General features: G+C 55.9%; 25 protein-coding genes and 6 pseudogenes. 15 read left to right on the top strand and 16 right to left on the bottom strand.

Annotated elements, in window-relative coordinates; genetic code table 11:
• Positions 1-115: 115 nt before the first annotated feature.
• The 4 genes from AC5SEO_RS24185 (at position 116) to AC5SEO_RS24170 (ending at position 2,949) form a co-directional block, all read left to right on the top strand.
• Entirely contained in the window at positions 116-595 is a 480-nt protein-coding gene (locus tag AC5SEO_RS24185) for a carboxymuconolactone decarboxylase family protein (RefSeq protein WP_077122499.1), read from the top strand.
• Between the two features lie 68 nt (positions 596-663).
• Positions 664-1,416 carry an SDR family oxidoreductase gene (locus tag AC5SEO_RS24180; RefSeq protein WP_112192465.1) on the top strand — a complete coding sequence of 251 codons (753 nt, stop codon included), beginning with the start codon at positions 664-666 and terminating at the stop codon, positions 1,414-1,416.
• A gap of 39 nt (positions 1,417-1,455) precedes the next feature.
• Positions 1,456-1,878 (top strand): cupin domain-containing protein, encoded by a 423-nt coding sequence (locus AC5SEO_RS24175; RefSeq protein ID WP_077122501.1) that lies wholly within the window; start codon positions 1,456-1,458, stop codon positions 1,876-1,878.
• 66 nt (positions 1,879-1,944) lie between these two features.
• Positions 1,945-2,949 carry a mechanosensitive ion channel family protein gene (locus tag AC5SEO_RS24170; RefSeq protein ID WP_077122502.1) on the top strand — a complete coding sequence of 335 codons (1,005 nt, stop codon included), beginning with the start codon at positions 1,945-1,947 and terminating at the stop codon, positions 2,947-2,949.
• Here the strand turns inward: AC5SEO_RS24170 and AC5SEO_RS24165 are convergent.
• A complete protein-coding gene (locus AC5SEO_RS24165) occupies positions 2,946-3,434 on the bottom strand; it encodes an RrF2 family transcriptional regulator (RefSeq protein ID WP_077122503.1) in 489 nt (162 codons plus the stop codon). The two genes, AC5SEO_RS24170 and AC5SEO_RS24165, sit on opposite strands and share 4 nt — an antisense overlap.
• A gap of 129 nt (positions 3,435-3,563) precedes the next feature.
• Positions 3,564-3,920, bottom strand: a pseudogene (locus AC5SEO_RS24160) (LysR substrate-binding domain-containing protein); the annotation flags it as partial.
• A 38-nt stretch (positions 3,921-3,958) separates the two neighbouring features.
• Here AC5SEO_RS24160 and AC5SEO_RS24155 point away from each other — a divergent pair.
• From AC5SEO_RS24155 to AC5SEO_RS24140, 4 genes and pseudogenes are all read left to right on the top strand, one after another.
• Positions 3,959-4,192: pseudogene (locus AC5SEO_RS24155) on the top strand (transposase); the annotation flags it as partial.
• Positions 4,193-4,280: 88 nt separating this feature from the next.
• Complete coding sequence (locus tag AC5SEO_RS24150; protein ID WP_035200721.1) at positions 4,281-4,580, top strand: hypothetical protein; 300 nt, start codon at positions 4,281-4,283, stop codon at positions 4,578-4,580.
• The gene (locus tag AC5SEO_RS24145; RefSeq protein ID WP_035200718.1) at positions 4,580-5,011 is read left to right on the top strand and encodes a type II toxin-antitoxin system VapC family toxin; all 432 of its coding nucleotides are present in this window, start codon (positions 4,580-4,582) and stop codon (positions 5,009-5,011) included. Before AC5SEO_RS24150 ends, AC5SEO_RS24145 begins: the two co-directional genes overlap by 1 nt.
• A 450-nt stretch (positions 5,012-5,461) precedes the next feature.
• Complete coding sequence (locus AC5SEO_RS24140; RefSeq protein WP_127966549.1) at positions 5,462-5,719, top strand: hypothetical protein; 258 nt, start codon at positions 5,462-5,464, stop codon at positions 5,717-5,719.
• Between the two features lie 38 nt (positions 5,720-5,757).
• Here AC5SEO_RS24140 and AC5SEO_RS24135 read toward each other — a convergent pair whose 3' ends face one another.
• The 5 genes from AC5SEO_RS24135 to AC5SEO_RS24115 form a co-directional block, all read right to left on the bottom strand.
• Entirely contained in the window at positions 5,758-6,864 is a 1,107-nt protein-coding gene (locus tag AC5SEO_RS24135) for a Fic family protein (protein ID WP_076845625.1), read from the bottom strand.
• 592 nt (positions 6,865-7,456) lie between these two features.
• Positions 7,457-7,597 carry a hypothetical protein gene (locus AC5SEO_RS24130; RefSeq protein WP_003518781.1) on the bottom strand — a complete coding sequence of 47 codons (141 nt, stop codon included), beginning with the start codon at positions 7,595-7,597 and terminating at the stop codon, positions 7,457-7,459.
• Positions 7,598-7,967: 370 nt separating this feature from the next.
• Positions 7,968-8,738, bottom strand: coding sequence for a 4-hydroxy-2-oxoheptanedioate aldolase (hpaI, locus tag AC5SEO_RS24125; RefSeq protein ID WP_076845624.1), 771 nt, complete (start codon positions 8,736-8,738; stop codon positions 7,968-7,970).
• 7 nt (positions 8,739-8,745) lie between these two features.
• Positions 8,746-9,528: a 2-oxo-hept-4-ene-1,7-dioate hydratase gene (gene hpaH / locus AC5SEO_RS24120; protein WP_112286122.1), complete on the bottom strand. Its 783-nt coding sequence runs from the start codon at positions 9,526-9,528 to the stop codon at positions 8,746-8,748.
• A 19-nt stretch (positions 9,529-9,547) separates the two neighbouring features.
• Positions 9,548-10,441 carry a dioxygenase family protein gene (locus tag AC5SEO_RS24115; RefSeq protein ID WP_112286123.1) on the bottom strand — a complete coding sequence of 298 codons (894 nt, stop codon included), beginning with the start codon at positions 10,439-10,441 and terminating at the stop codon, positions 9,548-9,550.
• 248 nt (positions 10,442-10,689) lie between these two features.
• Between AC5SEO_RS24115 and AC5SEO_RS24110 the strand changes: the two genes are divergently transcribed.
• The 3 genes from AC5SEO_RS24110 (at position 10,690) to AC5SEO_RS24100 (ending at position 13,226) form a co-directional block, all read left to right on the top strand.
• Positions 10,690-11,424 carry a GntR family transcriptional regulator gene (locus tag AC5SEO_RS24110; protein ID WP_076845622.1) on the top strand — a complete coding sequence of 245 codons (735 nt, stop codon included), beginning with the start codon at positions 10,690-10,692 and terminating at the stop codon, positions 11,422-11,424.
• On the top strand, positions 11,421-12,239 hold the full coding sequence (locus tag AC5SEO_RS24105) for a sugar phosphate isomerase/epimerase family protein (protein WP_112286124.1): 819 nt from the start codon (positions 11,421-11,423) through the stop codon (positions 12,237-12,239). Before AC5SEO_RS24110 ends, AC5SEO_RS24105 begins: the two co-directional genes overlap by 4 nt.
• Positions 12,240-12,839: 600 nt before the next feature.
• Positions 12,840-13,226, top strand: coding sequence for a hypothetical protein (locus tag AC5SEO_RS24100; RefSeq protein ID WP_162694978.1), 387 nt, complete (start codon positions 12,840-12,842; stop codon positions 13,224-13,226).
• 1,318 nt (positions 13,227-14,544) lie between these two features.
• On the opposite strand, the pseudogene AC5SEO_RS24095 reads toward AC5SEO_RS24100, so the two are convergent.
• The 3 genes and pseudogenes from AC5SEO_RS24095 to AC5SEO_RS24085 all read right to left on the bottom strand — a co-directional run bounded on the left by AC5SEO_RS24095 (position 14,545) and on the right by AC5SEO_RS24085 (position 16,483).
• Positions 14,545-14,948, bottom strand: a pseudogene (locus tag AC5SEO_RS24095) (PIN domain-containing protein).
• Entirely contained in the window at positions 14,893-15,189 is a 297-nt protein-coding gene (locus AC5SEO_RS24090; RefSeq protein ID WP_495364095.1) for a type II toxin-antitoxin system prevent-host-death family antitoxin, read from the bottom strand. The pseudogene AC5SEO_RS24095 and the gene AC5SEO_RS24090 overlap by 56 nt, the downstream one beginning before the upstream one ends.
• Before the next feature lie 145 nt (positions 15,190-15,334).
• A complete protein-coding gene (locus AC5SEO_RS24085) occupies positions 15,335-16,483 on the bottom strand; it encodes a site-specific integrase (RefSeq protein WP_162694979.1) in 1,149 nt (382 codons plus the stop codon).
• A gap of 190 nt (positions 16,484-16,673) precedes the next feature.
• Here AC5SEO_RS24085 and AC5SEO_RS24080 point away from each other — a divergent pair, with 190 nt between their 5' ends.
• Positions 16,674-17,831, top strand: coding sequence for an RHE_PE00001 family protein (locus AC5SEO_RS24080; RefSeq protein ID WP_162632423.1), 1,158 nt, complete (start codon positions 16,674-16,676; stop codon positions 17,829-17,831).
• A 109-nt stretch (positions 17,832-17,940) separates the two neighbouring features.
• Here AC5SEO_RS24080 and AC5SEO_RS24075 read toward each other — a convergent pair whose 3' ends face one another.
• Genes AC5SEO_RS24075 through AC5SEO_RS24055 form a run of 5 tightly spaced genes read right to left on the bottom strand, consistent with a single transcriptional unit; the run spans position 17,941 to position 22,210 of the window.
• The gene (locus tag AC5SEO_RS24075) at positions 17,941-18,606 is read right to left on the bottom strand and encodes a hypothetical protein (RefSeq protein ID WP_244434296.1); all 666 of its coding nucleotides are present in this window, start codon (positions 18,604-18,606) and stop codon (positions 17,941-17,943) included.
• 50 nt (positions 18,607-18,656) lie between these two features.
• Complete coding sequence (locus AC5SEO_RS24070; protein ID WP_111795637.1) at positions 18,657-19,481, bottom strand: DUF2971 domain-containing protein; 825 nt, start codon at positions 19,479-19,481, stop codon at positions 18,657-18,659.
• A gap of 25 nt (positions 19,482-19,506) precedes the next feature.
• Positions 19,507-20,277, bottom strand: a complete 771-nt coding sequence (gene qatD / locus AC5SEO_RS24065) for a Qat anti-phage system TatD family nuclease QatD (RefSeq protein ID WP_111795638.1) — start codon at positions 20,275-20,277, stop codon at positions 19,507-19,509.
• A complete protein-coding gene (qatC, locus tag AC5SEO_RS24060) occupies positions 20,274-21,608 on the bottom strand; it encodes a Qat anti-phage system QueC-like protein QatC (RefSeq protein WP_111795639.1) in 1,335 nt (444 codons plus the stop codon). Before qatC ends, qatD begins: the two co-directional genes overlap by 4 nt.
• Entirely contained in the window at positions 21,605-22,210 is a 606-nt protein-coding gene (locus tag AC5SEO_RS24055) for a Qat anti-phage system associated protein QatB (RefSeq protein ID WP_495364098.1), read from the bottom strand. Before AC5SEO_RS24055 ends, qatC begins: the two co-directional genes overlap by 4 nt.
• Here AC5SEO_RS24055 and AC5SEO_RS24050 point away from each other — a divergent pair.
• From AC5SEO_RS24050 to pepT, 3 pseudogenes are all read left to right on the top strand, one after another.
• A pseudogene (locus tag AC5SEO_RS24050) lies at positions 22,202-23,380 on the top strand (ABC transporter ATP-binding protein); the annotation flags it as partial. The gene AC5SEO_RS24055 and the pseudogene AC5SEO_RS24050 sit on opposite strands and share 9 nt — an antisense overlap.
• 89 nt (positions 23,381-23,469) lie before the next feature.
• Positions 23,470-24,704 (top strand): annotated as a pseudogene (locus tag AC5SEO_RS24045) (CapA family protein).
• Positions 24,705-24,777: 73 nt separating this feature from the next.
• Positions 24,778-26,046, top strand: a pseudogene (gene pepT / locus AC5SEO_RS24040) (peptidase T).
• A gap of 25 nt (positions 26,047-26,071) precedes the next feature.
• On the opposite strand, the gene AC5SEO_RS24035 reads toward pepT, so the two are convergent.
• Positions 26,072-26,305 (bottom strand): helix-turn-helix domain-containing protein, encoded by a 234-nt coding sequence (locus tag AC5SEO_RS24035; protein ID WP_025590883.1) that lies wholly within the window; start codon positions 26,303-26,305, stop codon positions 26,072-26,074.
• Positions 26,306-26,344 lie beyond the last annotated feature (39 nt).

Below are 26,344 nucleotides of genomic sequence, written 5' to 3'. Positions count from 1 at the left end.
TTCCTCGCATAAAGCTTATGCGGGCAGGTTAGAGCGGTTTTGGTTGCATGTCCATCTATTACGGATATTTATTATCCATAAGGATATTGAAAGTCCTTAATAGATGGAGAGAGACATGACACAGCGCCTGAATTACGCAGCCCAGTCCCCAGAGTTTTTCAAGAAGTTGTCGGACCTCAGCCTGTCGCTGAAGGACAGCGTCATCGAGCAGTCAATCCGCGATCTTGTGAATATCCGGGCCTCCCAGCTCAACGGTTGCGGCTTCTGCCTCGACATGCATGTCAAGGAAGCCAAGATTCACGGCGAGAGCGAGCTTCGCCTTTACCATGTCGCCATCTGGCGGGAATCGAACCTGTTCGCTCCGCGCGAGCGCGCTGCCCTCGCCTGGACCGAAGCGGTCACCAGACTGGCTGAAGGCGGCATTCCGGACGAGCTTTACGAGCGCGTTCGCGGTCAGCTGTCGGAGAAGGAAGTTTCCGATTTGACTTTCTCGATCATGACCATCAACGCCTGGAACCGTGTCAGTATCGCCTTCAAGGCCGTGCCCGGTTCGGCGGACAAGCTCTACGGCCTGGAGAAAGCCGGCCTCAACTGAGGCCTTGTTCCACAACAGCAGCCATTTCCAAGTGCCATTCGGCACTCATCACCTCAAGGGAAACAGACATGAAAATCGTCATCATCGGCGGAACCGGCCTCATCGGTTCGAAGACGACCGAGCGGCTTCGCGCCAGAGGCCATGAGGTGATTGCCGCCTCTCCGAACACCGGCGTCAACACCATCACCGGCGAAGGCCTTGCAAAAGCACTTCAAGGCACCGAGGTCGTACTCGACCTTGCGAACTCGCCATCCTTTGAGGACAAGGCGGTAATGGAGTTTTTCGAGACCTCCGGCCGCAATCTGCTAACGGCGGAAAAGGCAGCAGGCGTCAAACACCATGTCGCGCTTTCCGTCGTCGGGACGGAGCGCTTGCAGGAGAGCGGGTATTTCCGGGCAAAGCTCGTACAGGAAAAGCTGATCAGAGAAGGCGGCATTCCCTACACGATCGTCCATTCCACGCAGTTCATGGAATTCGTCGGCGGTATCGCTCAATCGAATATGGTCGGAGGCAAGGTGCACCTTTCACCCGCCTTTGTTCAGCCTATCGCCTCCGATGATGTCGCTGATGCGATGGCGGATGTGGCGCTTGGTGCACCGGCCGCCGGAATTGTCGAAATCGCTGGTCCGGATCGCTTCCACCTCAACGAGTTCGTCGCACGTTATCTGGAATTGACCGGAGACAGCCGGCAGGTCATTGCCGATCCCGAGGCGGCTTATTTCGGGGCGCGTCTCGATGACGGATCCCTTGTCACCGACAACAATCCCCGGCTTGGCAAAATTGGCTTCGATCAATGGTTTGCAACGGCGCCGCGAAAGTAGCCCGCCCAAAGCTCCGCTCATTTGAACAGGAACAACACTATGATCAGACCCTGCCTTGCGGCCTTCGCCGCATTCTTTCTCATAACAAGTACGGCCGGTGCTCACGACACCTCAGGCGGCTCCGCCTCAAAGGTGACACTCGTCTATCAACACGAACTGCCGAACGTACCCGGTAAGAGCATGAAGGGCGTACTCGTCGAATATGGTCCGGGTGGCTTCTCCGATGCCCATACCCATCCGGATTCGGCTTTCATCTATGCGACCGTGCTGGAAGGCTCCGTCCTTAGCCAGGTCAATGATGGGCCTGTAGAAGAATACAAAGCCGGCGAGAGCTTTTCGGAATATCCAGGCGACCGGCACGGCGTCAGCAAGAACGGGAGCGACACTAAGCCCGCTAAACTTCTTGCCGTCTTCGTGGTTGATACCACCCAGACGGAACTGACCTATCCGATAAAGAAATGAAACCAGTCAGGGACCGGGTGCTAGAGCAGCCCCGGTCCTTCTTCTTTTCAAGGCAAGGGACCCGCAATGGCTTATAATTCGCTGATGCCGGCCTTTCTAGCCGTCGATCTCCTCGGCGTGCTCGGAATTCTTGTATGGCATTTCCAGGGACAGCATAGGCCGACGGCCCGCCTGATCGTCCAGATCCTGTTCTTCGCCTGCATGACGACAGCGTTCGTTGTGAGCGGCATACCGCCACACCGCGTAATCACCGGAGAGACCGATGGGTTCGCGCTCTATATGGGCACTGCGGCCCGCGTCCTGTGGTGGATTCATCTTGCCTGGGCAACAATTGGCTTCATCCGCCTTTACATCGTCCTTGATCGCCGCCCGCAGGAAGCGCGGCTGCTCCAGGATCTCATCGTTACCGCGGTCTATCTCGGCGTTACGCTGTCGATTGTCGGTTTTGTATTCGGTGCCCCGATCGGCACTCTGGTTGCCACATCCGGTGTCGTAGCGATTATTTTGGGCCTGGCGTTGCAGAATACGCTCGGTGATCTGTTTTCGGGGATCGCACTGACGCTCGGCAGGCCTTTTTCGATCGGAGACTGGATTCAGCTGGCCGATGGCACCGAAGGACATGTCGTTCAGAACAATTGGCGATCGACGCAGGTTCTGACACCAGCAAACAATCTCGTCGTGCTTCCCAACAGCACGCTCGCTAAAGTCGGCCTGACCAACCTTACAAAACCAGACGAGAGCCACCTTGTTATCCTGCCGATCCGTGTCACCTCCGACAGTCGACCAGCCGAGGTCGAGGCAATCCTGAAGTCTGCGTTGCAGACGTGTCAGTGCATCGTCCAGTCACCGGCTCCGGTTGTCGCACTCAAGGGCATCGACGCGATCGCAATCGATGTGGAGCTCCAGTTTCGGGTCACGGCCCCGGCAGCCCGGACGCCGGCGCGCAACGAGGTTATCGATACGGTCCATCAGCGCTGTGCAACTCACGGCCTGTCACTGGCGATGCCCGCACAAAGTTATCTTGGGATCGTAGAGAATTCGCCGCTGAATAAGGCATCGGGTCGAGCTTAGCCGGCGCGCTTCAGAACCCACTCAAAGGTCCCGGACCAGATTTCTGGGGTGATTTCCTGTTGCAGGATCGTGCCAAGATCCGCGAACGTCACCTTTCGAAGGGCGGAACGCCACGCTTCGTCGGCTTCCCACATGATGCGGGCAATCGCGCAGGGTCCGCTCTCGCAATGGCCTTTCGGACGGCAAGGATTATTGGCCCGGATGTTTTGGCAAACAAAGGTTCGACCGCTACCCTCGACAGCTTCAACCACATCAAGGAAGGTCAGCTCATTCGCGGCCTTGGCAAGGCGGTATCCGCCGGATGGGCCAAGCGTGGTGTGAACAAGGCCAGCTTGTGACAAGCTCTGCAGCGCTTTTGACAAGTATTCCTTCGGGAGCCCATGCAGTTCAGCAAGCGCTTTGGTTGAAAGATATCGGCCTTCGGGAAGGCCCGAGAGAATGGCGCAACAATGTAACGCCCATTCGACTTGGCTCTTAAGGATCATGCGAGTGCTCGGCAACGAATTAAGGATAAATCATATCCCTATTCAATGCCGCTGTAAATGCGAACACTTGCTTTGTTTACCAGCGCCTTGATGGGAATTGAACCGCTGGCCTACTAATTCAGAATTTCGCTAGGCCCCTCCAAAGCGGAACCTGAACGCATCAACGAATGCTGAAAATGCGGGAGAGTGATTGCGTCTGTTGGGGTAATACAGGTGATAGCCCTGAAACGTCGGGCGCCACGCTTTGATTGCCTCCCACAGTTGGCCCTTGTCAATATACCCTTTAACGAGATCTGTCGGCGCGTAAGCAAGGCCCATCCCGTCGAGGGCAGCATCGATTGCCGAGCTATTGTTGCTGTAAACCAGTTGACCATCGACGCGAACACTGAATTCGCGACTATTTTCCCGAAATTCCCAGGCGTAAAGCCCACCTGAAGTGGGAAGACGCAGGTTGACGCAATTGTGCTCGGTAAGATCTTGTGGGCTTTCCGGCGCCGGATATCGCTCGAAGTATGCAAGAACCACTGATCCACGGAATTCGGCCCGTCATCCCACCAAAAGCCAACCGCAAATCCCCACCTTCTTGCGACTACACACAGCTAACAGAGACTGCAACCGCATTGAGCGAATGTTTAATCGCCTAAAACAGTTTCGGCGAGTCGCTACTAGATACGACAAAACTCGAAAGTCCTTTGAGGCATTCCTTGCCTTGGCAGCAAGTCAAAATGTGGCTACCTGACTTTGTCAACAGGACCTAGCTCTCTAGCTGCGCCAATATCATTCCTCCTGACGACTTGTCGAAACCTCGATATCCAGCTATATTACTGGAAATATCTGGAGGATCAGATGGCTAGCTCTCAGACACGCGCAATTCAGAATTATAGAAGCCGCCTGGGCGATCGCGGTCTCGCTCGTTTTGAGGTGCTCGGGCGCGATAGTGATCGCAGCCTGATTAGATCACTTGCGCGCCGATTGGCCGAAGATGGCCCGGAAGCAGCCAATCTACGAGCCTTTGTAAGCGAAACTCTCGCTGGAGAGCCGCCGAAAAAGGGAGGGATTCTCGCGGCACTTCGCCGATCACCCTTGGTTGGAGCAGATCTCGACACACCCCGTTCACGCGAAGAAGGTCGCGAGATCGATTTGTAATGCGCTATTTGCTCGACACCAACATTCTCAGCAATATCACGAAACCAGAGCCTTCAGCGTCATTGTTGGCGTGGATGGCTGTACAAGTTGACCATGATTTGTTCATCGCGTCGCTCACTATCGCCGAGATACACCGAGGGATACTCGAGAAGCCGGCGGGTAAAAAGCGAACCGATCTCGAAACTTGGTTTGGAGGCAAGGAGGGGCCGCTGTCACTCTTCGCAGGTCGCATCCTTTCGTTTGACGAGAAGGCAGCCCTCGTTTGGGGAGAGCTGATGGCACAAGGAAGGGCAACCGGCCGCCCGCGTAGTGCGCTGGACATGATTGTGGCTGCCATCGCCCAATCCAATAGCTGCGTTGTTGTCACCGATAATGAACGAGATTTTCACGGGATCGAAATCATCAATCCTGTCCGAGGGAACGCAATCTAAAATAATTGCTAGATTTAGCTCTTGAAAGGATAGGAACCAAGGACGCCTTTGTTTTTATTTTCTCATCGCCACAAAATTTCTAGGCACGGGAACGAAACATCAAATGTAACTCGCGTTATCGGTCAATATGAGTGTGCGGTAGCGATTCGGAGATTACGCTTGCTATTCTCTGCATCTGAGCCCGATTATGAGCCATGACCGATATCTGGCAGTCGCCCCTGACCATTTCTAAGGCGGCACGTCAGGCTACGTTACCTGCAATAGATCGATCACGACAGCGTGGTTGGCTGGCTTTCGAACGACCAATTCATAACCGAATTGCGAAGGAGAGCGATTCTGGCGTAGCCCTTCGAGCGAAGGCGCCTCGTTAGTGACCACTATGAGCGGTTCGCGTTGATCAGCCTTTGCGACATCAACGATCACCGCCAGGACCTCCTGGTCCGGATTCCCATGTTTGCCGTTCGCCGAGAGCAGATAGATGTCAGCAGGCAGGCGTTCGAAGTAGTTTTTCGTGACGTTTCTATCGCTGCCGTGGTGCTAGACCTTGAGAAGGCGAAGGTGGTGGGCGGCACCTGTCGCGACAGCACCGCTCTGTTCGAGGCCAATGAGAATGTGATCGCCCCGCGCATCTCCGGTGAGAAGGATATTACCGGCCGGCGTCCTTCCGAAAAACCTGATGAGAGCGGAATCGAACAATCGGTTACCTAGATAATGACTTTGGTTGAGTTCACTGGACTAGCGGCAATTTATTTCTGCAATGACAGCGAGTACCGGGTATGCCTACGTTCACCCGTACGCGTCAGTGCGCCAATCTCCACGAGCTGCTGAAGGTCGCGTGTTGCTGTAGCGCGGGAGGTGTCTGTGATCGAAATGTAGTTTTCGGCACTTAGCCCCCCCTTGAAGCCTGCCGTGCCTTCCTTGAAGATGCGCGCGACTACTTTTTCCTGCCGATCGTTTAGCTGGCCCCGAAAACGATCATAGAACTTTGCTTTCTGAATGAAGAAATCTATGCGCTCAAGCGTCGCCCGTTGAGCATCCAGGATAGTTTCTGAAAAGAAAATGACCCAGTCGGTGATATCGAGCGTGCGCTGATGCCGCTCAAGCTCTGAGTAATAGGCCTTCCGGTGTTTCTCGATTGTGAAGGCGAGTGAAATGAGGCTTGGCTGCCCTATGTTTTGCGCTAGGGATTTCTCGGCGAGCGCGCGTCCAATTCGCCCGTTGCCATCCTCAAACGGATGTATGCTTTCAAAGTAAAGATGGCCTACTGCGGCACGCGTCAAAGCTTGAAGCGAGCATTGGCCATCTGGCCCTGATTGATTGAACCATGTGATGAAGGTCTCCATCTCAGCGGCAACCCGGCGCGACGGGGGAGCCTCGAAGTGGATGGTGGGCTTGTCCAATCGACCTGACACGATCTGCATGGCGTCTTCATGCGTGCGGTAAGCCCCAACCGTTTCAATATATTGGTTTCCCGCCATCAGCATTGAATGCCAGTGGAACAGTCCCTCATGACGCAGCGGCCCATGCCAACTTCGATAGACATCTGCCATCATCTCGGCGATCCCCCGCTCTTGGGGGCGGATCTGTCTATCATCAGTGTTTAGCCCGAACTGTCGGCGGAGTGACGACTGGACACTCACGCGGTCCAGAAATTCCCCCTCAATCTCTGAGGTCTTGACCGCTTCGTCGCTCAGCAACTCAATGCGAAGTTGGTTGCTGTCGTCCTCGTTGAAATGCCGGACAGCACCGATAACCTCTCCAGCTGATTGCAGGAATTTCTGCTCCAGCGGTACCAGGCTTGCGGTGTCGCACCTGAAGTTTGGCCAATCAGTGTTTCGCCAGTTCCATTCCATGAGTTATAGAATCCCTCTCTATAACTCATAATTATTGCCATAAATGAGCTATTGCAAGCCCGTCTATCGCTCAGCACCACAATCTGCAGCTCTCCATTCACGAGGCAGCGATCGACAGCTAACCACTTGCCCTAAACATATTTTGTTAACGGGCGCTCAAGCGAAGAGCTGCAAAAACGATCCGTTCGTCGGCCATGATGGCAGCTGACGGATTATCGGATTCAATAAGTGCGAAGATGGCGTCTCGATCTTATCGCGCAAACGCTGAGCAAGTAAGCTTCACGACTCGCGTGCCACTGCTTTAAGCCGCGCTTACCCGCTACGTTTCTCAAACTGTGCCTCGACTTTACCGTCAGAGACGCCCGGTCGAGAGAAATTAGTTCAGCCCCACCTTGTTACGGGCGGGGCTGGTCAAATAAATGCATGGATAAGGGCTTGCGGATAATCTATTGGGCCAGGTGCGTGAGGCGAGGTCTATGCTCGATCTCCTGCTACGCAAATCGCCCCCTACGTTTCGTCGAGGCGGGTTTGAAGAAGGTCCATTCTGCTTCCAAACCAATGTGGATTGAAGCAGGTTGACACCTGTCGGCGCTTAGTTTCCTTTGGCCTCGTTATCTTTCTTAGCCTGATCGTGATGCCACTTGATGGCGTAGTACATGCCAATGCCCAGTACGATAATTTTGAACGGCAAGAAAACTATTGGGAAAAAGTCTACCCATTCCAGGTCAGCCATTTCGAGTACTTCCAGTCTGTTGCTTGGAATTGTCTATGCTTTTGCATAGGACACATCCGAAATGCTCCTTTAAGAACTCAATTACAAGATCGACAGGCATGGTCTTTTTGACGCAGCCTCGCCTCCTTTGTGCCGGCTGCTAACGTGATACAGGGCTCCTCAATCAGGAGCGATACGCCGCCGCGCGCCGGTGCATCCTGGCTATCAGGCTGGATGGAAAGACTGTTGACACCGATACGGTCGGACCGCTCTCGGCCTCGAATGCGAGTTGGCACGCGTTTGGATCGGATGGCCACATCGCTCTCACATGCCAATCGGTTCACGGCCATAGGCGCAAGTTCGGTGACGAAGTGCCCGGAAGCTCGAATGTCTACAACTGTTTCGAGAACCTGGCCGCCAGTGCTTCTGATCCGCGCGCCAGCAATGCGACATCGACACCGACGGCAGTGAACAGCGTTCCCAACTCCATGCAACGTGCTGCGAACTTCTCGTCAGGCGTGAGTATTCCTGTCGGCTTTCCGAGCCGTTTGAGTAATGCGATCGTATTTTCAATCGCCTCGACCACTTCCGGGTGGCCTGGTTGTCCCGGATAGCCGAAACTGGCTGCGAGATCCGCCGGGCCGATAAATATCCCGTCCACCCCTTCGACCGATGCCATGGCCTCAATATGAGCAATAGCCTCCCGCGTTTCGACTTGAACGAGAACACAAATCTCCCCCTCCGCCTGCTGGGCATAATTCTTTACCCTGCCGAAACGTGTGGCACGCGTAAGGGCCGAGACGCCTCGAATTCCTTTCGGTGGATAGCGGGTTGCTTCCACAGCGGCTTTCGCTTCGTCTGCATTTTGAACAAAGGGGATTAGAAGAGATTGTACACCAATATCCAGGAATCGCTTGATCAGCACTGGATCGTTGACAGCTGGGCGCACCACCGGCGCGACATCGTAAGCGGCGATCGCCTGCAATTGTGGCAGCACGGTCAGCACGTCGCTGGGGGAATGTTCGGTATCAAACAACAGCCAATCGAACCCGGCTGGCGCCACGATTTCGGCAGCGTAGCTCCCTGGAAGCCCGCACCAAAGTCCTATCTGGCTTTGCCCGGCCTGCAGTTTCGCTTTAAATTTATTGACTGGAAGATCCATCTCAACCTCACGTAAAAGAGACGCCGATCGAGCCAACTGGCCCATAATCAGCCTGAATGACATCGCCCTTTATGATGTCGACCGGTCTCGTAAATGAGCCCGCAAGGACGATTTGACCTTTTTTCAAGCCGCCGCCGACGGCATGAAGTTTGTTGACCAGCCATGCAACGCCGGCGGCCGGATGACCCATGATCGCGGCTGAAACCCCGGACTCTTCGATAATGCCATTTTTCGACAGAGTTGCTCCGACCCAGCGTATGTCGATATCAAACGGGCGGATCACCCGCCCACCCACGACGATTGCTCCGAAGGCTGCATTGTCGGCGATTGTGTCGGTAATCGCACGCGGAACTTCGGTTCTGTAATCGATGATCTCGAGCGCAGGCAGAATGAACTCCGTCGCGCGCATGACGTCATAGATACGGGTGCCCGCTCCTTCCAGGTCTTCACCCATTACGAACGCCAACTCGACTTCCAGGCGCGGCTCGATGAACAAATCCGCATTAATTTGCGCGCCATCATTGTAGAGCGCATCATCCAGTATCACCCCATAATCCGGCTCGGTCATCTTGGATGCCATTTGCATGGCGCGAGACGTCAGACCTATTTTGTGACCGACAATCCGCGCGCCGCGCGACACACGCAACTCGGCCCAAAGCGCCTGAATGCGATACGCATCCTCAATTTCGAGCTCGGGATAAGTTTTGCTGGGTTGGACAATGGGAGTCCGCGTGGTTTCGGCCTCCAGGATGGCCCTGGCTGCTGACTGGCGTTGTTCCTCGGTAATCATTATCCGGCTCCAAATAACGTTATTTGATTGGCGGGCGCGGCAAGAGAGCCTCGCCTGCTTCCATGACATAAGTGTAGTCGAGCGAGAACCACGGCGCCTGAATGTCTCCGTTGGTTGGATGCGGTTCGTCGTGGCGAATGAAATCGCCGGTGAGTGCCGCAGTCACGCCAAACTGAACGTCGGATTCGATATTCGGATCGCTCGGATCGAAAACCTGCGAAATCAGCGTCTTGTAGCCCCGCTTGAAGATCAGCGCGTGCAAATGTGCCGGTCGAAAAGAATGACGGCCCTGAGCCTTGAGCATGCGTCCGACAACGCCATCGACAGGGATGGGATAACCAACCATCTTGACTGTCTGGAACCAGAAACGTCCCTCCCCGTCCGTCGTGAATTTGCCGCGCAAGTTCATCTCCGCCTGATCTGGGTCCTGGTTCTCATAAAGACCGACAGGGGATGCGTGCCAGACGTCGACTTCGGCACCAGATATCGGATTGCCTTCGCGATCGATTACACGAGCATGGACGAAAAGCGGCGTACCGGGCGTGTAGGACCGGATGATCGTGCCGCCGTTTTCAACTCTTGGAGAATTCAGGCGCCAAAATGGTCCAAGAAGCGACTGTGAAGTCTCTGTTTGCCCCTTGTCACCATTATTGAGCAGGCAGACAAGGGACGAAACGCCAAGTGAGCCGGACATGAGGACAAATTGATTATGACTGTCGGTTTGCATTTGGCCGATCTCGTTGAGAATAGCAGTCGCTTCCCGGAATTCCACCTCGGTCAGCCGCGCTTCGCGAACGAAAGCATGGAGATGTTTCACCAGAGCCATCAGGATGTCCCGCATCCTTGGATCAGAGGTCTGGCCCATGGCCGCAATCACGGCGGGCGTTAAGTCCCTTTCAGATTTGATCACCATCGTTACCTCCCAACGCTCGAGTGATACGTAAATAATCGATTATCTGTCAAGCGCTCATCAACGCCTCCAGCGTCAGGATTTTGTGAAATTCCAAAAGTGTGAGATAAATAGCTGATATCGAAGCTTTTTTCTCTCGATATGCTGAATTGTCCTGTCATACTATGGTGGAGAACTCCAAATTCGTTGACAATAATAATCGTTTATAATATCGCCCATCAACCAAGCGCGACATTCGTGTGGGAGGTTTTATGAAGCGACAGAGTGCCTCACCCGACGCACCCAGCGAGCAAGCTGGAAATGGTGACTTTGCCGATGACGGCAAGAATACGATTGGAAGCCAACTGGCATTCCGGCTGCGCGAAGCAATTATTTCGGGAGGGCTGGAGGCTGGCAGCAAGATCAATCTCGACAAGGCGCGACAGTCATTCAATGTGAGCCTCAGCCCCTTGCGCGAAGGCCTTGCGCGCTTGATTTCCGACGGGCTTGTAGAGTTTGAAGACAATCGCGGCTACCGGGTCGCGCCAGTATCACTGGCAAATCTGGAAGAGATCACGAGTCTTCGCGAGGAGTTGGAGGTTTTCGCGTTGAAAGAGTCGATTAGGCTTGGTGACGCGGAGTGGGAAAGCAATGTCATGCGCGCGCTTCACAAGCTCAACCGTGCCGACCGTGATGCGAACAAGCCGGAAACTCTCGAATATTGGGAGATGGCGCATCGCGACTTCCATCTAACCCTTATTTCGGGCTGCGGAAAGCCGCTTCTCCTGCAGTTCTGCAGGACCCTACTCAATCTAAATGATCGATATCGCAGAAAATTCCTGACCCAGACTTCAGGCGATCGAAATGTCAGCCAGGAGCATAGTGAAATCGCTCAGGGCGCTGTGGCGAGAGACAGCGATTACGCGACTGACAAGCTTCGTCAGCACATCCATCGCACCGGCGCTAACCTGCTTGATCATTTGGCTAGTACCGGAGTTGTGCGATGACCGATGCGGTGAAAGAGCCGCCCGTCGGCATCGCCCATTTCTCTGCGATCCAACTGCCGCCCCAGCAGTTCGTCAGGCATGCCGCAGTCGCAGGCTTCAATTCCGTAGGACTTCGGCTGCATCCCGCTTTCCCTGGGGCACCCTATTACGAGCTGCCGCAGGGCAGCAGGGATGCAATGGAGTTTCGAACTCTACTCGACAGCGAAGGCATCAACGTTTTTGATATCGAGTTTTTCATTATCGGCCCGGACTTTAACGCTGCCCTCGTCGAACACATCGTTGCCGCCGCCGCCGATATTGGAGCCAAGCGCCTGTCCGCATGCGGCGACGATGTCGACTTGCAACGGCTAATCGGCAATTTGACGGAGTTCTGCCAGCTTGCCGCACGATATGGGCTGGCTGTCGACGTTGAGAACATGGGTTGGCGCACTATCAACACCTACAGCAAGGCTGGTGCGCTGGTCACGGCGTCCGGCCAAGACAATGCAGGTGTCTTGGTCGACGCCATTCATTTTTTTCGAAATGGCGGAAACATTGACGAGATCAAAACTGATATCGTACGGCACGTGCAACTCTGTGACGTAGTGGGGCCGGCACCCAAGCGTCCAGAAAACATGATGACCGAGGCCCGGGCAGGACGGTTGGCGCCAGGTGATGGCATATTGGGGCTGAGCCAATTGCTAAACAAAGTTGCTGGCCATGCCACGATATCGGTAGAGGTTCCATTGGTTGGCGACATCGATCCGCTGGTTCATCTGACAACGCTCAATATGAAGTCCCGGAAAATTCTTCGGCGGGTAGCCGAACAGTTTTAAAGAAGCCTTTGTCGGACTCCCCCTGCCCCGCTCAGCGGCGCCGTTAATAGACCCGTGCGGCGCGAAAGTTTCCGTTGCGAGGCACAGGTGCCCTGTGGCTCGCCGTATGATCGCCATGACAGATCACCGGTCTTTGTTTTGGTTCAGGGTTGGGCAATCGAACTTGGCGGCCATTAGGCGCGAGTCTAGTCGAACTACGGAATCAGGTTTGTAGCCTAGAAGAATGTGTTGTCGCAGCCTGTTGAGCCCCTCGCCCCTCCCCGCATTCACGCCTAGTTTATCTCTGCGGTCAGATTTCATAGTTTCCGTCCCCACGCGCGCTGTTGGTGGCCTTGGGTCGAGGGATCGAGCAGCAGAAGTTATCCTCACACTGAAATGCACATTCTGTCATAGCACAATCAGATCCGTCTGTTGCGGCAGCTTACGGGCTCGGATGTAAATGCATCAGGAATGACGGTTGTCCACGTCCCTGCCCTGCTCGAGTGGATATTGTCGCTTGGTGTAGGTCGTCTGGGTGCGGTGAGGGTTTTGCATGAGATCAACCTCCCCCTGCCCCCTGCCCCCTGCCCCCCTGCCCCCCCCGCCCCTGCCTCGGGATGATTGTCGACCGTTGAAGTTGATGGAGGACTGCAAACCTTGTCAGCTGACAAGGTTGTCGGTAGCGAGCGTGGTAAACCGCTGACGCTGGTAGCTGGGCGAACTTTAGCGGTCGCGACAACTGAAGATCTGGTATCTGGGCTTCTTGAAGATGAGCTGATCCGTAGCCAGAGCCGCGTCTCCAAAACCTTGTCAGCTGACAAGGTTTTCGCCCTTGGACCTGGGATATCAACTGTCGCAAAATCATCGATGATGCGCTCACGCCTTCGCTGCTTGTACTTACGGATCAATTCTGCCCGTTCACAGATATCAGCGGAAAAAAGTCGCCTCTTGTCGGGTCAGTCCTTCGGGCTGCGGCTTCAAGCCGGCGGTGCGGTTCAGGGCGCGTGAAAGCCTTTGTCGCCCGTGACGGCCCCAGGGAACGAGCCTGGCAGGGTATTAAATCAGTTTTGACCCGGGCAAAATTGTTAAAGGCCGGGCACCGGGGTCTAGCCGAGGAAAACGTCCGACGAAGTATAGCCTTTTCCGGAGCCGTCTACACCGCGTTGATTGCGTCCTGGCGCTTCTCTTGAAAAGGCAGCATTTTTCTCAGGTTGATGCGGCTTTTGCCGCCATGAAAGCGACCTGGGTTCGCTCAACAATCAGCTTTCGCGCCAACTACACGACGGCGCAAAAGAACAGTCGAAAAAACACACTTGTCTAGCGAACGTATCGATCGGATTGCCGATGGACTGAAAATGGACAGCGCTCTTCGACGGTCTGTGTCGTTTGAAAGACCCATCGGCCAGCCAAGGCAGCTCATCAGAATATTCCAAGCACATGGCAAGTGAGGAATTTGACTACCAGAGCCACCAGAACGATCGAACCCTCGCTGCGCCCGTTACGTGCTTTCGAAATATTCCCTTCGTAGCCGGGCATCTGCAGCGGAAATACCTACTAAAATTGGAATGGGGAGAACTTCAGAAAGCCTGCTTATCTGGAGGGACAGCAGAGAGATTTCTGCCTGTCGGCAGAGGAGGGCGGTCACGAGGGTAGAGACCGTTTGTAGGATCCCGCTCCTGATTTTTTCCAGGCGGCGAATTTTCCTGAAGATAGCAGGTTCTTTTCGCTGTTCTTAAATGGAATTGGGTAGAAGCGGTCACAGATCTGATCGAAAATTGAAATGAGCAGCGCAAAGCCGGCCTTCCGTTGCCCTTTCGTCCACGAAGAAAATATCCCCTTGGGCGGTCGATCATCTCAAATACTGCAGGCTGTGCTCGACTAAGGTGCTGTCAGAGACCGATGATATACCTGCCTGCGCGCCAAAATCCTCGCGCAATGCATCGTCGATGACGGCCTCCAACGCATAATTGATAGCTTAGCTCTATCGTCGAGAAACGCGAGAGATCGCTTCAACAGCCTATGCTGCAGCCAAAGGACAGGCCAGAGGATCCGAACGCCATATCGGACGCCGATTTCTTCAAAAATGTTTAGGCGGCTGAATAATTTGACGCTGCCGCTCATATGCTCGGCGCACATCGTGGGCCAACCCAAGGAACGAGGCGTCCTTGTCTTTCACAATCGGCGAGTCCTCAATCACGTGATGGATGACTTCATGCAGCCAGACCAAGGGCGTGCAGTGAGCAATAAGAAGATTACGGCGTGATTCCTGATCATTTTGTAGGAGAGCGCTCAGTCCAGCCCTTTCAATCGAAAAGCAACGGCCAGATCAGTCCACCCACTGATCACTGATTTTTATTCCGAAGCCTTCTAAATCCTTGATGTTGCGCGTCGCAATGGTCAATGGGTGAGTGACGGCTGTAGCAACCATCGAGCCGAGCCGGCGACCATTTCGCTTGGCAAGCGCCATCAGATAGGCCCAGGCGAAGGCGGCATGACCTGCCACCGGAATAATCCTGTTTTCTTAAGCGTTGAGGCAGATCATGCGTGAGCCATTCGTCCAAGGCGCCACCCGCTATCCATCAGCGCGACACCGCGGCGAATTTCAGCAATAGACCCCATGCTGGTTAAGGTTCGATCCACGTCCAGCCCGTGAAGGTATTTCAGACACCCTTCATCAGGGCGAGGCCTTGTAACTTCCGACAGAACATTCGTATCGAGTAGAAGTCTCATAAGGACAGGTCACGGGTTCGTCGTGTTGTCTCTCAGTATCCAAGTCGGCGCCGCATAGGGGCGATGCCAATAGAAATTCCGCAAACGATCCGCTGCGAGTAGTTTTCTTCAGCCACTCTTCTGCAGAAACAACGACCACGCTCGGTTTTCCATTGCGGGTAATCGTCTGAGGCGCCAACTGGACGCACTCTCTTTGATTGTCTCTGGTGAAGCCTGCCTTGCTTCTGCACGTATCGATCATCGACTTAGGCAGAGGAGGCCATGCCAGCCTGTCGAGAACGTCAGAGAAGCGGGATTTCCGACCTTGCCTAGGTCGTCAGGGAGACCGATTGACTGTGCAACCAGTTCCCACAAGCCGGGGCGTCTGATGCTACGCATGAGCGCCATTACAGAATGCGTGCCGCACGCCCGCTTCGCCTTGTAGCGTTGTTATAGTAGCTGGAAGCCTGCTGCATCGACCGGTGTCTGGACTGCTCCATCGCCTCGAGAAGGGGAATTCCGCGATTGGCGGCCTCCGTCAAATATCCCGATCGTAACCCGTGCGCCGAAAACTCCCCACTGTCTAGCCCGGCCATCTGTGCCCGCTGCTTCAGGATCGCATTGACCGACTGCGGATCGAGCGCACGCCGCGAAACGGTGCCCCATCGCCCAATTCCCCGAAACACGCTGCCCTTTTCGATCTTTGCGGCCGCCAGCCAGGCGTTCAGCGCCTCGACAGGTCGGCCTGTGAGATAGACGACATCGTCCTGCTCGCCGGTCGTCGTTTTGGTTCGACCAAGATGGATGGCAAGTGAGGGGAGGGGAGGACCGTCGTTCACCTCGATCGGTGGCTCGACTGTCAGCTGCTCGACGCGTAGCCTGGCGATCTCGCTGCGTCGACGGCCGCCGGAAGCAAAGGCGACCATCAGGATTGCTTTGTCGCGTAGATCGCGCAGGCTGTCTGACTCGCACGTCGCCAGCAGCTTTGCCAGAACGTCGCCAGTGACGGCCTTTGCGCTCTTGCGCGCACGGGTTCGCGGAACGGCGCGCACGGCCAGACGAATGGCTGACTTAAGAGCAGGGGAGGCGAAGGCACCCGTAAGGCCGCGCCACTTACTCAATGTCGACCAGCTGGCCAGCCGGCGCCGTACCGTGTCAGGCGCGTGCGGGCCAACGGATTTCAGGAAACCCTGACGCCTTAGATTTTTGTCGACATCATCGGGCATGCCGTGGTTGGGGTCACTTGCGCGCTTTTCCGGATCCCACAGATGATGGGCTACGAATTTGAGCAGCAACGCCTCGGGCGCCGGCCAGGGCAGGGACTGTCCGGTGGCAGCGAGACCCCAGGCCTCCAGGTAGGCAAGATCAGACGTCAGGGCCCTTAGCGTATTGTCGCCCATGCCCTGATTAACGAGATGCCGCAGCGTCTCGATGTCATCATCGGTCAACAGCTCGGCAAGCTCGTCGCGGCGTTCGAGCGGCAAAACGGACGCGATGGTATCGAGCTCTTCGGCGCGCCACTCGACGGACGTGTGTGATGTCTTCGTTTTAGGCACGATAGGCTCCAGAATCGCGGGTTTCGGCGGCCGCTGGCACCGTGATTTGCCCCGATTTTCCTCGATTTGCGCCGCGAAATCAACTACCATCGATAAGGAGTACTTATCGATGGTAGACAACTCAACTCAAAACCATACCATGTGAGGAATTCTAATATCTCTATAGAGTTCTCATAAGAAATCATTTACCATGATTTCAATGGCTTACGATTTTTCCAAAATCAGCATGAGTGCCCTGATGCGACCGGCTTTCGACGCCGGTGTCGCCTTGACGCGTCTCGACGAGCGCATTGCTCGTTCGCCCGTCGGCGCGGGCTTCCTCGAACGCCAAAACTTCGCCGATGCCTGCGCCTCGCTGTGGATCGACGGCGAGCTCGTCCACCTGGAAGACCTCGTCCTCCACGACGCCACCCGTGACATCCGCACCCCGACCCATGAGCTGACAATCGCCCGCGACGTGTTGCGCACCCGTCGGAGGATTTCTGGCCAGTCGCCTGATTGGGCTCTTTCCGCAAACGGTATCCGGACTTTGCGACAGACATCGGACATAAATCCGGTCAGCGCCGAGGCAGCGGAGCCAGCACGCGTCATGCGGCCCGCGATCCAGATCGATGCGGAAGGGGAGGGGGAAGATTACGACGCGAATAATCTGCCCGGCGTCGATTATGTCGCCATCGATGCTGTGCTTGCCCGATCGGAGGCGGCGATCGAGGACGCCAGGCGGCCCGGCCGCGCAGGCGACAGCCGTGCGATGGCTAGCCGTCCGGAAAAAGATACGATGATCTACGATCTCGATTGGGACGAAGACGCGCGGCTCGAGGAATGGCGTGGCGTGCTGCGTCAGGCCGAAAACTTGCCGGCGGTGCTCCAAGCCATCGTCGCCCTTGATGCCTGGAACGAGCTGTCTGTCCTTCAGCACGCGCCCTGGCTCGGCCGTCTGTTCACAGCGTCGATCCTGCGTCAGGCCGATATCACCACTGGCGCCCATCTCGCGGCGATCAACCTCGGCCTCAAAACCATTCCCGTCGATCGGCGCCGGCATCGCGATCGCGAGACACGGCTGCTGGCCATCGCCCACGGCCTGATCGCCGCCGCCGAGGTCGGGATGAAAGAGCATGACCGGCTGACGCTGGCAAAAACCATGATGGACCGAAAACTTGAGGGACGCCGGACGTCGTCAAAACTGCCGGAACTGGTCGAGCTGGTCATGGCAAAACCGCTCGTGTCGGCCGGGATGGTGGCCAAAACGCTCGACGTCACGCCGCAGGCGGCGCGGCGGATCGTGTTGGAGCTCGGCCTGCGCGAGATGACGGGGAGGGGGAGGTTTCGGGCGTGGGGGAGTTTTTGATCCCGTCGTCTCCGCCCCCCCAGCGGGTCGGAGACAACATCCGTCCCGAGGTTCGCACGATCACGAGATAACCTCCGTCGATTGGCTCGCCAAAACTCCTGGGTTCGGATCAGGCGCGGCGGTAAAGACCATCAAAAGTGACGCCGCTTCCATACTGCCCACCTGTAGCCTCCTCCCGCACCTTGAGGTGGCCGTCGTCCGTGAAAATGACCTCTGTTATAGCCGGTTCACTCTGTAGCACGATCGAGCGCCGAACGAATACCAGGGAACTTTCGTGAATCATTTGCGAGAAAAATTCTAGCGTGCCCATGTTGGGCCCGTATCTGTTTGAGGTGCCAAAGTAAGCAACGCCTGACACGAAATAGCGGGCTTGACCATCGATGGTATCGGGCAAAGGAATGATTTGTAGCTCAGCAGGATTCTCACTGCTGCCCATACGAACCCACTGACCCGCGTAAGGATCAGACGCGGGGAGTTCCAATACGCCGTAGTGAACCTTCTGAGATAGCGCTGACCCTAACCATTCCATCAGCTCTTCTTTGTACCTTTTGACCTCTGCGATTTTGAAGCCTTTGCTTTGCGACGTTGTAGTGTCGTATCCGTCATGGTGCTCCAGACAAAGGAATGCGAGGTTCGGGATGGTGTGGTTTGAATTATTACCGTCGAGATGAGCAATTTGCCCTGGCTTCACGTTTGTATCGCGATTCAGCGCGAAGCAGATGCAACAGCGCCTTCGACTATCGAGCAAAACTGCTGTTTCGATTTCGGTAGGCATCCTTGTCCGAGCCATCGTTTTCCTCATTTCGGTGATTCAGCAATGACGCCTTAAGGTCGGAAAGGAACGTCAGATGTTGTGACCTTCACATTGTACCCATGTGCATCCAGAAATGCCTTGATACTTTTCGCGGTCAATTCTTGATCGGATCCGGGTCCGACACGGACCGACTTGATAGGTAGTGGCTCCTCTGCGTTGCCGATAACGATGTATGGGACCATCTTGTTTTCTGATATGCGAAAGGAAAGGTCTTCGTTCAGAACTTTCTTCTGCAGGACAAACCGCCACTCCCGCTCATCTCGAAATCCCCAGTGCTTGAACCGTGGCAGTAATCCCGAAACCCTACTTACAAGCTCGTTGTAACGCAGGGAATCGTTGCGGTCCGGGGAGGACTCTTCCAACTTGGCAAGCTCAGCAAGTTCGCCGACAAGCTCGTTTTTTAGTCTGCTCGCCGTAGAAATTCTGGCATAGATAACTTTCCTTAGCTTTGCGTGGTCCTTTTCCAAACGTTTCGCCAAGGCTTCTCGGTCGAAGGTCACACTTACGCCTTGGACGTTTCCCCCATAGCCCCGCCATTGGCTCAAGTTGTCGTCGTCTCCACAGAAGCACGCTACGAATGTGTCAGCCTTCCGACCATCTCGAAGCTCATCAAAGGCTTCGCGCAACATCGGTGCCCAAGCCTTTTGAGCTTTTCGCGATGATAGTAACCCGATCGCTCGCTCCGAAGCATCGAGAGCGTGTATCAACTCCGCTCGATCGTTCAAGAATGATGCGTTAGACGCCCACAGCGAACCCGATGCCACAATTCCTTTCAGGCCCTCGAGCGTTGTGTAATGGCTGAGTCTTTTCGGCGGGATAGGTGCTTCTTCAGGCATTTTCTCTGCTTTTACTCTTTGGATTTTAGCAATTACCGATAAGCTTCGCGGCCGCTCCGCCTTGTTCGGTCGCGTTGATCAGCTTCCGAAAATTGGCACTAACTATCTGGTCGACGTTAGCCGGCGTCGTTTCCCAAACCTCCGCGATGGCAGGGAGCGCCATGCAAACGTCCCATGGCATAAGCGGGCGGTCGACATCTGTCGCGAAAGGTCCATCCGTTTCGGTCAGAAGCCGATGGCGAGGCATCGAAGCAAGAAGCTCTCGTCCTTTCCGGCTTCGAAGCATCGCAGGTCCGACACTGAACCAGCACCCGAGTTTGGCAGCACGTTCGACCTGCTGTTTCGTGCCACTGAACCAATGAAGGATCGGCGGCGTTCCATGGCCATTTCTCTCGATTTCGTCCAGGACAAGCGCCGCCGCGCCGCGTGAATGAATGGATAGGATTTTTCCACCCAGTTCGCTGGCCCGCGTGAGAAACCTCGAAAAGACTTCTGTTTGAAGCTTGATACTGGACTTGTGGGGAGGAGAGCCGTCAATGCCGATCTCGCCGACATATTTCGTCTTTGCCATAAGTTGGCAGACATCCTCCACCTCACGATGACGCTCGGCTACCAGTTCGGGATGGAGACCTACGGCAACCCTTATGCGCTTTCTCCCCTCGATCATGCGCATGTTGCCAAGGAATGCCTTCGGGGTCGTCGTGACAGCGATAACGAACATGCCACGCTTGTCGGCTTCCGCAATCACGGTTCCGGGCTTTGGGTAAAGGTCCAGGTGGCAGTGTGTATCGATCATCGCAGTCCGGTGAGTTCAAGGAAATCTCCGATCTCCTTTAATCCCTCTACCGCGACGTTTCGATAGGCTTCCGCATCAATTCCTAGATGTGATGTAGTGATGTGCGCCCCGGTCCATCGGCGCGGACCGTTGCGCTCAACGAAATTTAACGCAGTCAGAGCTTGCATCACGTCATCGTATTCCGCGAATGCCTTGCCGTGGAAATCGTTGTTCACCCGCCCATGAACCAAATCTTCCGCTTTCGGATGAATGTAGACGGTTTCGTCTGCATCGAGGCGACCTGCCCATTTCAAGCAAGACGACCTGCGGACCAGGCACGGCAAACATCTTCCGCAATGAGTGTAGCTCCGTCCGGCTCGGCCACAGCTCATTGATTCCGATGCCAGCTCTGCCAACAGGTCTTGATTTTTGCACCCTAGCATCATCGTGCCCTTGGTCTTGAGCTGGTAATGGTTTCGAAGGCGAATTCGCAGTTCGAGGCTGTCAAACAAACCCTGCAACATTTCAATGAACTTAGGATGTGTCGTCCGAGTGCTGAGACTACCGCGCCGCAAGGTCGTCAACGGAATATTGAGACTGATAAAGCCGTTCTCTGGAGTGTGCAGGTCGACTACTTCGCCATCGCTATAGCGGTCCAGCAGCGTGGCTGCCAAGGCAGCGAAAGCTATGAAGACAATAGAGCGCGGGCGCTGGGAAATTTCGGCTGTCACCCCTGAGGTTCTCGGGTCAGCGTTCAGAGAGAGCAATCTGTTTCCAGCACCTAGCCTGCTCGCGAATTTTTCCTGCTTCGCAACATCACCTCTCACGCGGTTCGATACGTACACGGGTTTCTCTTGGCCGTCTGCCTCCATGTCGATCGCGCCGATCAGACTGTCGAGACCGCCGGACAAAAGTGCAACGCAGGTTTCGGGACGCGATCCGACACCCTGTTTCGGCGGGCGTGGATGATATCCGCCCTCGACGAACCTTAATGACCAAAAATCTCCGGTCAGGAAAGAGAGCATCTGCTCGATCTGGTCACTTAACGATTGCCACCGACCGGGATCGCTGACCGCTACCGTGAGATCGATCTCGCGGGTCCATCCGTCGGCGCTGGTTTGCACTCGATTTACCAGGCGATCCGCGCCGACCACGCCCAGTGCCAAAGCCGTAAAATCCCATGCTAGGGTAGATGGCGAACGTCCAGCCCATTTAAAAAGCTCGTTCGACACCGATAGACCTGCATGGCCAGAGGATCGGCTAAGTGCTCCCAAGTCACCTTCGAAAATACTGATCCGATGATCGACACCTGAGGGCGTCGGTTGCTCAGGACGAAGCGCTGCGATTTTCATTCGAGATAGCTTTCGAAAATGTCCATGACCTGTGAGGTGACGGATTGGGCGATGCTTTTTGCTGTACGCCGACTGACCTGGCCACCGCGTTCCTTGAACTTTGTGTACTGAGCTCGATAAGCCTCCCGCATGAAATCGCTGATTTCCTTGAGACGATCGTTTGCAAGACCAGCGTTTCCGTGCGCAGCGCGCTGCAGTGAGGCTCCGATATCGGCGATGATTATGTTGAAGGCGGAAACCGCGAGCGTGCGGACGTAGCACTCTTCGATTAGCTCGCTAGGCAGGTTGGTGATATCGGCAGTCTCGTTTTCGCTGAGTACAGAACTAACGGCCTCGGCAACCGCCTCCCTGACGCCCGCGTCATCGAGCGAGACATCACCTGGGTTGACCGCATCGGCAATACGTTCCGCGATCTCCGAATGCGGCAGTCCTGCCAACGTTCTCACGTCGAGGGATGGTGCGTCAGCCGCATCCGCCTCTGCGGATGCTCCCCCGGAAAGGATATTGTACACGCCGCCAGCGGCCGAAGAGGACTTGCTCATCCTCCGTGCGGCAGTCCCTGATCCGCCATATCCTACGCGCACGTAGTTGCCTACCCGCATCAATTTTCCGGCGGCCAGCGCCAGAGGGTCGTTATCGCTATCGCGCTCGCCGGATCGCCGGACATCATCATTGCGGATGAACCGACCTCGGCACTCGACGCCACTGTCCAGAAACAGATCCTCGAGCTGCTGCGCAAACTCGTGGATGAAACAGGCATTTCCATCATCCTCGTCACTCATGACATGGGCGTCATCGCCCAGATCGCCGACAGGGTCGTGGTCATGCGGCACGGCCAGGTCGCCGAGCAGAATGTGGTATCGGAAGTGCTCGAGCGACCGCAGAGCGACTATACCCGCAAACTGCTGGCCGCCGTCCCGAAGTTGCGAATATCCGGTTCTGCTGACGTAGCTTCCTGCTCGAATAGATCGATGGACCCGGAGACGACCATTGCCGGAGAGGGGATCGCAAAGACCTTTCCGTCACGCGGTCCGCTGTTCTTTATCGGCAAATCCCAGGGAAAATGCGCGCTTCGCGATATATCCGTCCGGTTGGAAAGGGGTGCGATCACAGGCGTGGTCGGAGAGAGTGGAAGCGGAAAGTCCACCCTCGGGAGGCTGCTCGCGGGGCTGGATCGCGCCAGCGCCGGCGAATTCAGGATCGGGGAAGATGCGTTCGACGCCTCACGATCGGGCGCCAGGAGCGGTCTGCTCGGACGTGTCCAAATGATCTTTCAGGATCCGGCGGTATCGCTCAATCCCCGCATGACCATTGAGAAAACCCTGCTTGAAAGCGCCCGCTATGGAGGGCGGGCGGTGAGGGGAGAACGGGACGATGTCGGAGCCATGATGGACCGCGTCGGGCTGACGCGGGGCCTGTTGGGGCGTTACCCGCACCAACTATCCGGCGGCCAGAAGCAGCGGGTAGCCATCGCTCGCGCGCTTCTCGCCAAACCGGAGATCGTCGTTGCGGACGAGCCGACCTCAGCTCTTGACGTCTCCGTACAGGCGGAAGTCATCCATCTGTTGAAGGAAGTCGTCGCGGAGCAGCATGTCACCATGATGTTCATCTCGCACGATCTGGCCGTCGTGCAGGACCTCTGCAGCTTTGTCTATGTCCTGAAGGACGGGCAGATGGTCGATTCCGGCTCCTCGGACTTCATCTTCATGCACTCGCAACACCCCTATACGCGCAGCCTTATCGAAGCCCGGCCGCGCCACTTCATCCACTGAATTGATAGGCCGGCCCATCCTGCAAGGGCCGCCCCGTCCACATTTCCAACCCGCAAGTGCTCCGGCGTCACCGCCGGGCGAGGTGTCCTATGTCCTCAAATTTTACATTGGCTTTAACAGGTCAATCACTCATCAAGCGCGACACGCGCGACGTCAGTGCTCCCGGTTTTGAACAGGTGAAGTCGATCCTGCGATCGGCGGATCTGTCCTTCACCAATTTCGAGGGAACGATCCTGGGCCGCAACGGTGGATGGCCTCTGAAGGGTTCGTTCTACGGAAGCAGCGAACCGATCGTGCTGGACGCGCTGAAAGACATCGGCTTTCAGGCGGTTGCCCTTTCCAACAACCACGCCTTCGATCTCGGTCCATCCGGGGTGCTATCGACATTGGAGGAGGTGGAGGGGAGGGGCTTCCTCCATTCAGGTATCGGCAGAGACCAGGCTGATGCTGGCACGGCCGGCCTCGGAGAAGTGGCGGGCCGACCCGTATCGATCGTCGCAATGGATGGTGGACCTGGACCCGACTTCATGTATGCGGCGAATGCGGGCAGCGGGCGTCCCGCGCGCCCGGGCGTGAACCGTCTCCGACTGACCCAGGTCCTGGAGGTCGACGAGCCGGCATTCGAGAGTCTTCGCGAGATGCAAACCCGGATCGGCTACACCCGCATCGATCTCACCAACGATAGCCAGCCCGACGATCCTCCCTTTATCGCTGACGACGAGATCGGAATAGCGCGCGCGATCTTCAAACGCTCCGATCGCTTTGGCCGCAGCGTGAAGATCGACGAGGAGGATTTGAGGAGAAATCTCGAAGCGATACCACATCCGCGGACGAGGGCCGGCTCGTCGTCGCCTATCTGCATCACCATCACTGGGCGTCGGACTGGTATCAGATGCCGGGTTGGGTCAGCGCCGTCGCCAAGCGCTGCATCGACGCTGGCGCAAGCATGTTCGTCAGCCACGGTGCCCCTGTCCTGCAGCCGGTTGAGCTTTATCGGGGTCGGCCGATCTTCTACAGCCTAGGAAACTTCATTTTTCATGTCAAATCGGAGAAGTCGCTTTGGACGGCACCCGAAGTGTGGGAAAGCGTTATACCCGTATGCACCTTCGGCGAAGACAATTGCCTGAAAGGGGTGACGTTCTTTCCGGTCATTATTGGGGGCGAGGAAGCGTTGAGGGACGGCAAGCTCGAACGTCGCATTGTGCCGGAGCTGGTGACAGGCGCTGCTGCTCACCGCATCTTGCAGCGGTTTGCCGATCAATCGCGGAAACTGGGCTCTAACATCCGCATCTGCGATGACGTTGGTATTCTTCGGCTCGAATAATGTCTGCTTTGCCGACGAAGAATGGCCCAAAGAATGGGACAGCGCGAAGACCCTTCACAGACACGGAGATCAAATGATTCAGAGTGACGCCAAAAGCGAGTTGATCGAGCGTTTTTTCCGTTATGCGGCGATCGAAAGCCAAAGTGATGCGGCGGAAGTGACCCTTCCATCTTCGACCGGGCAATTGAAACTCGCTCGCCTTCTTGCTGAGGAGTTACTGGCACTTGGCGTCTAAGACGTCGTAGTCGACGATCAGGCAATTGTGACAGGCGTCAAGCGCGGCAAGACAGCGGCTCCGCGTGTCGGCTTCATTGCCCATCTCGATACCGTCGACGTTGGGCTTTCGCCGACGGTTCATCCTCAAATCCTGCGGTATGAGGGCCAAGACCTGTGCTTGAATGCCGAGCACGACATCTGGCTGCGGACAGATGAACATCCCGAACTGATCAGATGGAAAGGGGAAGACATCATTGTCGGGGATGGTACGAGCGTGCTCGGAGCCGACAATAAGGCGGCGATTGCCGTCATCATGACGCTTCTTGCGAGATCGAGTGGTGAGGAGGATCACGGCGACATCGTCGTCGCTTTCGTCCCTGACGAGGAAATCGACCTTCGAGGATCTAGGGTGCTGGATCTCGAACGGTTTCCCTGCGATTTCGCCTATACGATCGACTGCTGCGAACTCGGCGAGGTCATGATCGAGAACTTCAACGCTGCCTCCGGCAAGATCACCTTTCGCGGCGTCAGCGCTCACCCGATGTCAGCAAGAGGCGTGATGGTCAATCCGCTGATGATGGCAATGGATTTCATCGATCAGTTCGATCGAAATGACACGCCCGAATGCACCGACGGTCGTGATGGCTTCTTCTGGTGCAAAGATCTCGTGACCGACGAAAGCGAAGGCCGGCTCAGCATGCTGATCCGCGACTTCGATCGCGAGCGGTTCGACGATCGAAAACGGCGTATTCTGGATACCGCCGAGACCATACGGCTGAAATATCCGACCGGTGAGGTCCGTGTCGACCTTGTCGACACCTATCAGAACATGAACCACGCACTGCAGCAGGATCCACGTGCAGAACGGCTTTTGTTCCAGGCACTTGAAGACCTCGAGATAGCGCGGAAACTGGTGCCAATGCGGGGCGGGACCGACGGTGCGATCCTCTCCGCGAAGGGAATACCAACACCAAACTTCTTCACGGGCGCTTACAAGTTCCACTCCCGATATGAGTTCCTGCCCGTTCCGGCATTCGAAAAATCATATCTGGTCGCTGCAGAGATTTGTAGACTGGTGGCCATGGGCGGAGGACTTCTCAAGCACCGTCCGCGGCCGATCGGTTGAAATTTTTCGAGCTACCGCAACGCAGTTATTCGCTGGAGCTTCCGCCCTTTCTGGGATCGCGCAACAACTCAGCTACCTCAATTTGAAGAATGTTCGCGATCGTTTCGATCGTGTCGAGGGAAGCGCTGTACTGGCAGCGTTCCAACGAACTCACATAGGTTCGGTGGATGCCCGCTCTCAGTGCGAGATCTTCTTGGGAAAGGCCAGCGGCCTGCCGCGTCTTTCGGAGATTGGCGGCAAAAATTTCTCTAATGTTCATCTCCGAGATTGATGCGCATTGCAGCGCATTCAGCTACAG

It is taken from the genome of Agrobacterium sp. K11, from assembly GCF_059429395.1.
Note: the sequence above shows the minus strand (reverse complement) of the source record. Positions and strands in the feature narration are given on the sequence as shown.

Bases quoted from the DNA above. Each gene is read 5' to 3' on its own strand.
- AC5SEO_RS24110 (WP_076845622.1), top strand. From the start codon at position 10,690: ATGAAGCGACAGAGTGCCTCACCCGACGCACCCAGCGAGCAAGCTGGA.
- AC5SEO_RS24115 (WP_112286123.1), bottom strand. From the start codon at position 10,441: ATGGTGATCAAATCTGAAAGGGACTTAACGCCCGCCGTGATTGCGGCC.
- AC5SEO_RS24090 (WP_495364095.1), bottom strand. From the start codon at position 15,189: ATGATCGATACGTGCAGAAGCAAGGCAGGCTTCACCAGAGACAATCAA.
- qatD (WP_111795638.1), bottom strand. From the start codon at position 20,277: ATGATCGATACACACTGCCACCTGGACCTTTACCCAAAGCCCGGAACC.
- qatC (WP_111795639.1), bottom strand. From the start codon at position 21,608: ATGAAAATCGCAGCGCTTCGTCCTGAGCAACCGACGCCCTCAGGTGTC.
- AC5SEO_RS24140 (WP_127966549.1), top strand. From the start codon at position 5,462: ATGTTTGCCGTTCGCCGAGAGCAGATAGATGTCAGCAGGCAGGCGTTC.
- AC5SEO_RS24055 (WP_495364098.1), bottom strand. From the start codon at position 22,210: ATGCGGGTAGGCAACTACGTGCGCGTAGGATATGGCGGATCAGGGACT.
- AC5SEO_RS24180 (WP_112192465.1), top strand. From the start codon at position 664: ATGAAAATCGTCATCATCGGCGGAACCGGCCTCATCGGTTCGAAGACG.
- hpaI (WP_076845624.1), bottom strand. From the start codon at position 8,738: ATGGATCTTCCAGTCAATAAATTTAAAGCGAAACTGCAGGCCGGGCAA.
- hpaH (WP_112286122.1), bottom strand. From the start codon at position 9,528: ATGATTACCGAGGAACAACGCCAGTCAGCAGCCAGGGCCATCCTGGAG.
- AC5SEO_RS24105 (WP_112286124.1), top strand. From the start codon at position 11,421: ATGACCGATGCGGTGAAAGAGCCGCCCGTCGGCATCGCCCATTTCTCT.
- AC5SEO_RS24075 (WP_244434296.1), bottom strand. From the start codon at position 18,606: ATGCCTACCGAAATCGAAACAGCAGTTTTGCTCGATAGTCGAAGGCGC.
- AC5SEO_RS24130 (WP_003518781.1), bottom strand. From the start codon at position 7,597: ATGGCTGACCTGGAATGGGTAGACTTTTTCCCAATAGTTTTCTTGCCG.
- AC5SEO_RS24145 (WP_035200718.1), top strand. From the start codon at position 4,580: ATGCGCTATTTGCTCGACACCAACATTCTCAGCAATATCACGAAACCA.
- AC5SEO_RS24175 (WP_077122501.1), top strand. From the start codon at position 1,456: ATGATCAGACCCTGCCTTGCGGCCTTCGCCGCATTCTTTCTCATAACA.
- AC5SEO_RS24080 (WP_162632423.1), top strand. From the start codon at position 16,674: ATGATTTCAATGGCTTACGATTTTTCCAAAATCAGCATGAGTGCCCTG.
- AC5SEO_RS24070 (WP_111795637.1), bottom strand. From the start codon at position 19,481: ATGCCTGAAGAAGCACCTATCCCGCCGAAAAGACTCAGCCATTACACA.
- AC5SEO_RS24170 (WP_077122502.1), top strand. From the start codon at position 1,945: ATGGCTTATAATTCGCTGATGCCGGCCTTTCTAGCCGTCGATCTCCTC.
- AC5SEO_RS24035 (WP_025590883.1), bottom strand. From the start codon at position 26,305: ATGAACATTAGAGAAATTTTTGCCGCCAATCTCCGAAAGACGCGGCAG.
- AC5SEO_RS24135 (WP_076845625.1), bottom strand. From the start codon at position 6,864: ATGGAATGGAACTGGCGAAACACTGATTGGCCAAACTTCAGGTGCGAC.
- AC5SEO_RS24150 (WP_035200721.1), top strand. From the start codon at position 4,281: ATGGCTAGCTCTCAGACACGCGCAATTCAGAATTATAGAAGCCGCCTG.
- AC5SEO_RS24185 (WP_077122499.1), top strand. From the start codon at position 116: ATGACACAGCGCCTGAATTACGCAGCCCAGTCCCCAGAGTTTTTCAAG.
- AC5SEO_RS24165 (WP_077122503.1), bottom strand. From the start codon at position 3,434: ATGATCCTTAAGAGCCAAGTCGAATGGGCGTTACATTGTTGCGCCATT.